We start from the raw sequence: 5,401 nt of genomic DNA on the forward strand, positions 1-5,401 counted from the left end.
GTGCCGACCTGCCGGACGACCCGGACCGCCCACCCCGGCAGCGCCGCGATCCACGGCACCCGGCAAACTCCACGCTGATCCGACTGAACCTTCGGCTGGCTCGGTGCGTTGAGAGGTCGAAGCCACAGCCTGTCGAGGAGCGCACCGGTGCCACTGACCTCCACGTCCCACCGCCAGCGGCTGGAACGACTCGTCGGTGGGGTGCGGCAACGGCTGTCACCACTGACCGGCGTCGTCCGACGGGGAATGTCCCGCCTGCCCGGCCCGCCGATCGTGGCGCGGATCGTCGCCGGGCTGATGGCGCTGGCGCTCGCCGTCCTCGCCGGCTTCGCCGCCAGCACCGGATTCGGCACGGCCACCGCCGAGACCGTGGAGGGCAAACCGGTCCCCGCCGAGCAGGTGCCCCTGATCGCCCAGGCCGCGCTCTCCTGCCCGACCCTCACCGCGCCCCGGCTGGCCGGTCAGCTCATGGCCGCCTCCGGGTTCGTGGCCGACGCCCGCACCGACGACGGCGGCTCCGGGGTGGCCGGCCTCACCGACGAACTCTGGCAGCGGTGGCTGCCCTGGCCCGACGCGCCCCGGCTGGACGTCGCCGCGAACATCGTCGCGCTGGCCCACCACATGTGCGACCTCGTCGGGCAGGTGTCGCACGGCGACATCGACGGCGACACCTGGCAGCTCGCGCTCGCCGCACACCGTTCCGGGATGCCCGCCGTCCAGGCCGACCGGGGCGTCCCCGACGCGGCGGCCGGGTACGTGCGGACCGTCGTCGGCTACGCCGAGTGGTACTCCCGCCAGCCCGACTTCGACCCGGACGCGGCGGACACGTCACCGACGCCCGCCCCACCAGCGCCACCCGCCGGCAGCGCGCCACGCCCCATCCCCGACGAGCACCTGGCGGCGATCCTCGCCGCCGGCCGGACCTGCCCGGCGGTGACCCCGGCGAAGATCGCCGGTCAGCTCATGGCGGCGTCCGGGTTCAACCCGAACCTACTCGGCCCCAACGGCGCGCAGGGCATCGCCCAGTTCCTCCCCACCGTGTGGAGCCGCTACGCGACCGCCGGCCAGTCACCGTGGGACGCCGCCACGGCGATCGCCACGCTCGGCAAGACGATGTGCGCCCTCACCACCGACCTGGGTGGGCTCACCGCCGACCCGTACCCGCTCGCGCTGGCCGCCTTCCAGTGGGGGCCCGGGGTGCAGGCCGGCGGCGCACCCGACCTGGGCACGGTGGACGAGAACGCCGGCCGGGTCCTCGCCTACGCCGCCTTCTACGCCCAGGACCCCCGGCTCGGTGGGCGTCCGTCCCCGCGTCCCCCGCTGCCGGCCGGCACCAGGGGCCCGGTGCTGGCCCTGCCGCCCACGCCCGCCGGTGCGGGCCCCGCTCCGGGTGGCAACCCGACCAGGCCGGGCGCCACCCCGACCAGGCCCGCCCCGGCGGGCGCCGCCCCGTCCACGCAGGCGGCGGCCCGGCCGACGACCCCGCCGCCAGCGGCGGCGGCATCCACCGGCTACCGCATCCGCGGGTACGGCAGCACCTGCCTGTACGCCCCCTCGACCGTGGACGGCCAGCAGCTGGTGATCTGGGACTGCAACGGCTCGGCCCGGCAGAAGTGGACGTTCGGCGGCGACGGCACGATCCGGATGGGATCGCTCTGCATGGACCTGGCGGACGCCTCCAGCGCCGACGGCACCCGCATCCAGCTGGCGACCTGCAACGGCGGCTGGGCGCAGAAGTTCTGGATCAACGGCTCCGGTGATCTGGTCAACTCGGCGATCGGCCGGTGCGTCGACATCCGGGACTGGTCCACCGCCAACGGCACCGGCCTGCAACTGTGGACGTGCACCGGTGAGGCCAACCAGAAGTGGACGCGGGTGAAGGTCTAGCGGGGGCCGGCGGGGCGGCCGATCCGGGCCGACACCAGCGCCGTCCCGTCGGTCTCCGCGACGGCGAAGAACGCCAGCGTGTCGATCGCGGCGGGGATCTCCCCGGTGACCTCCTGCGGCCCGGCGGTCGCCGTCCACTGCGCCACCTGGTAGGTGCGGGTGTCGGCGGCGACCGCGTAGAGGCGGTACTGCACCCCCGCCGTCAGGCCGAGCACGGTGGCCCGCACGTCGGAGGCCGGTCCGGGGCCGTCGGTGCGGGCCGAGACGGTGACGGACAGCCGGGTGGCGGCACCGACCCCCTCCACCGTCACCCCGGCGGCGACCGGGTTGACCGTGGACTGCCGGGCGTCGGGCGCGCCGCCCTGCTGCCGCTGCCCGAGCGTGACCCCCAGGGACACCGCCGCGACCATGGCGAGCGTGCCGGCGACGAGCCACCGCCGTCGACCCCGCCGGACCCGGTCCGGTGCGCGGCCGGCCGGACCCCGCCCGTCCGCGCCCCGGGAGGGCGGCCGGTCCGCCGGCCCCGGACGCGACGGCGACGAATCCCCCGAGGCACCGCCGGGATCCGGGGTGGCGGTGGGGGCCGGGGTGGCGTCAGGAGCCGTGTCGGCGGCCGGCAGGGCCGGGGCGGCGGTGGCGTCGGCCGGACCGGTGCGCAGGTCGGCGATCTCGCCGGGGGTCAGCCCGGAGAACGCCCCCACCAGGGGGCCCAGCCGGTCGCACTCGTCGAGGCAGATCGTGCAGGTGCCGAGGTGGCGTTCGAACTCCCACTCGTCCTGCGGGTCGAGGTCACCCCACAGGTAGGGAGCGCACTGCTCCAGCGGGGCGTGGGCCACCGGACCGGGGGCGTCGCTGTCGCTTCGGAGGTCGGTCATGGCCTGTCAGCTCTGCTCGGGGAGGCAGCGCCTCGCGGCCCCGCCGCCGCAATCGTATGCCATCGCGGTCGTGGTGGACGCCTCACGCACCGTCGACCTCCCCGATGACGGCGCGCAACGCGCGCAGGGCGTAGTGGGCGCGGGACTTGACGGTGCCCTCGGCGATGCCGAACTCCGCCGCGATCTCGGCGGTGGACAGCCCCCGGAAGTAGACGGCCTCCACCACCCGGCGGTGCTCGACGCTGATCTTAGGTAGGGCGTCACGGATGGTCCGCGCCGTCACCACCCGCTCGGCCTCGTCGGCGGTCGCCGGCATCCGGCTGAGATCCAGCGCGCCGACCTCGGTCGGGCGGGCCTGCCGGGCCCGCGCCACGTCGATGGCGACCCGGCGGGCCACGGTGAACAGCCAGCGCCGTTGGGTCTCCAGGTCGGCGGCGAGGCTGTCGATGCTGCGCCAGGCCCGCATCATCGTCTCCTGGAGCAGGTCCTCGGCGAGCTGCCGTTCACCTGAGGCCAGCCGCAGCAGGAACCGGAACAGCGGCTCGGCGTGCACGGCGTGCAGCTCCCGCAGCCGCGCGTCGGGGGCCAGGTCGGCGGCGGGTGGCGGGGGCCCGGCGTCGACGGCCGACGCGTCGACGGCTGCCGCCACCCCGATGCCGGCCCCGCCCGGCGCGTCCGCGTCCGGCCCGCGAGAAAGACCTGCCAACCGGTGCCTCCCCAGCACGCTCACCGTCGGCGTGACCGGCCGCGCGGGCGCGCCCGTACCTCCGGTCCCACGTCGATCCAGGAGAGCATACGGGGCACCGTCGGACCCGCTGTCGCTGATGCCGCCCGTCGCCCGACGGCGCAACCGGCTCCGATGCGGACGGTCCACCGGCCGCAGCCGCCACACGGTGCCACCGGGTCGGTCAGCCATGCGGGGCCGTCGCGGAGGTGACGTCCTCGGCCCGCAGGATACGCAGGTCCGCGACGGTCGGCCCGGTCAGGCCGCGCAGCCGGCCCGCCTGCCGGGTCACCGCCTCGTCGAGCACCTGGCGGGCGTACCGGCCGTTGCCGAAGGCCGGACCGTGCGGGGCCTGCTCGAAGTGCTGGCGCAGCGCGGTAAGCGTGTCGCCGGGGCAGTCGTACCCGCCCGCGCGGGCCAGCCCCTCGAAGATGGCGACCAGCTCGTCGGCGGTGTACGGGGCGAAGTGGACCCGGCGGGAGAACCGGGAGGCCAGGCCGGCGTTGGCGGCGAGGAACTGCTCGATCTCCGCCTCGTAGCCGGCGACGATCACCACCACCTCGTCGCGGTGGTCCTCCATCAGCTTGACCAGCGTGTCGATCGCCTCCCGGCCGAAGTCGTTGCGGGCGTCCGGTGGTGCCAGCGTGTACGCCTCGTCGATGAACAGCACCCCGCCCCGGGCCCGTTCGAACGCCTCCCGGGTGCGGTGGGCGGTGTGCCCGACGTACTCGCCGACCAGGTCGGCGCGGGCCACCTCGACCAGTTGACCGCCCCGCAGCACCCCCAGCGCGGTCAGCAGTTGCCCGTAGAGGCGGGCGACCGTGGTCTTGCCGGTGCCCGGTGGCCCGGAGAACACCAGGTGCCGGGAGACCGACGGCGCGGGCAGGCCGGCCCGCACCCGGGTCCGTACGGCGGCCAGCAGGTCGATCAGGTCGGCCACCTCCTGCTTCACCGCGTCCAACCCGATCATGGCGTGCAGCCGGGCCAGCAGCGCGTCCACCGCACCGGCCGGCGGTTCGTCGTCGGCCGGGCCGGCCGCCGCCTCGTCGAGGTCCTGCGGCAGCAACTGGGCCAGCTCCACCCCGGAGGCGGCACCGCTGCCGGACAGCCGGAACGCCTGCCGGCTGACCATCTCCTCGAAGGTCTGCCGGGCCACCCGGGCGTTGCCGAACGACCCGGTACGCGGCATCGACTCGAACCACGACTCCAGGGCGATCCGGGTGTCGTACTCCAGGGCGTAGTGGTGGTTGCTGCACAGCCGTTCGACGATCTGCACCAGCTCCGGGGAGGTGTAGCTCTCGAACTCGACGGTCTTGGAGAACCGGGAGGCCAACCCGGGGTTCGCCGCCAGGAACGTGCGCATCTGCGCGGAGTAGCCGGCGACGATCACCACCACCTCGTCGCGGTGGTCCTCCATCAGCTTGACCAGGGTGTCGATCGCCTCCCGGCCGAAGTCGTGCCCCGATCCGCCACCGTCGACCGGGGCGAGGGTGTACGCCTCGTCGATGAACAGCACACCGCCGATCGCCTCGGTGAACCGTTCGGTGGTCTTCACCGCCGTACCGCCGATGTGTTCGGCGACCAGGTCGGCGCGGGCCACCTCGACCAGTTGCCCGCCGGGCAGCACACCGAGGGCGGCCAGGATGCGGCCGTAGAGCCGGGCCACGGTGGTCTTCCCGGTGCCCGGCGCACCCGCGAAGATCATGTGCCTGGACATGGGCGGGGCCGGTAGCCCGGCGGCGGCCCGCCGCCGGCTGATCCGGTGCAGCCCGACCAGGGTCGCCACCTCCCGCTTCACCCCGGCCAGACCGACCAGCGTGTCCAGTTCGGCCAGCAGCGGCGCGGCCGGGTCGTCGGCGGGCGGGGCACCGGCCGACGGCGTCGCCGGCACCGGCACGGCGGGATCGGCGGCCCG

The 5,401-nt window shown here is 75.2% G+C and carries 4 protein-coding genes; 1 reads left to right on the plus strand and 3 read right to left on the minus strand.

Annotated features, from left to right (window positions below):
- Positions 1-147 precede the first annotated feature (147 nt).
- Positions 148-1,887 carry a ricin-type beta-trefoil lectin domain protein gene (locus tag ACOJTC_RS09275; protein ID WP_420116533.1) on the plus strand — a complete coding sequence of 580 codons (1,740 nt, stop codon included), beginning with the start codon at positions 148-150 and terminating at the stop codon, positions 1,885-1,887.
- Here ACOJTC_RS09275 and ACOJTC_RS09280 read toward each other — a convergent pair.
- From ACOJTC_RS09280 to ACOJTC_RS09290, 3 genes are all read right to left on the minus strand, one after another.
- Positions 1,884-2,762 carry a hypothetical protein gene (locus ACOJTC_RS09280; RefSeq protein WP_420116534.1) on the minus strand — a complete coding sequence of 293 codons (879 nt, stop codon included), beginning with the start codon at positions 2,760-2,762 and terminating at the stop codon, positions 1,884-1,886. The genes ACOJTC_RS09275 and ACOJTC_RS09280 overlap by 4 nt on opposite strands.
- 82 nt (positions 2,763-2,844) lie before the next feature.
- Entirely contained in the window at positions 2,845-3,468 is a 624-nt protein-coding gene (locus tag ACOJTC_RS09285; protein WP_377686786.1) for a sigma-70 family RNA polymerase sigma factor, read from the minus strand.
- Between the two features lie 202 nt (positions 3,469-3,670).
- The coding region (locus ACOJTC_RS09290) for an AAA family ATPase (RefSeq protein ID WP_420116535.1) at positions 3,671-5,401 on the minus strand (1,731 nt) is incomplete at its 5' end.

It is taken from the genome of Micromonospora sp. (assembly GCF_048594385.1).
In the GTDB taxonomy this organism is placed as follows: domain Bacteria; phylum Actinomycetota; class Actinomycetes; order Mycobacteriales; family Micromonosporaceae; genus Micromonospora; species Micromonospora wenchangensis.

Bases quoted from the DNA above. Each gene is read 5' to 3' on its own strand.
- ACOJTC_RS09280 (WP_420116534.1), bottom strand. From the start codon at position 2,762: ATGACCGACCTCCGAAGCGACAGCGACGCCCCCGGTCCGGTGGCCCAC.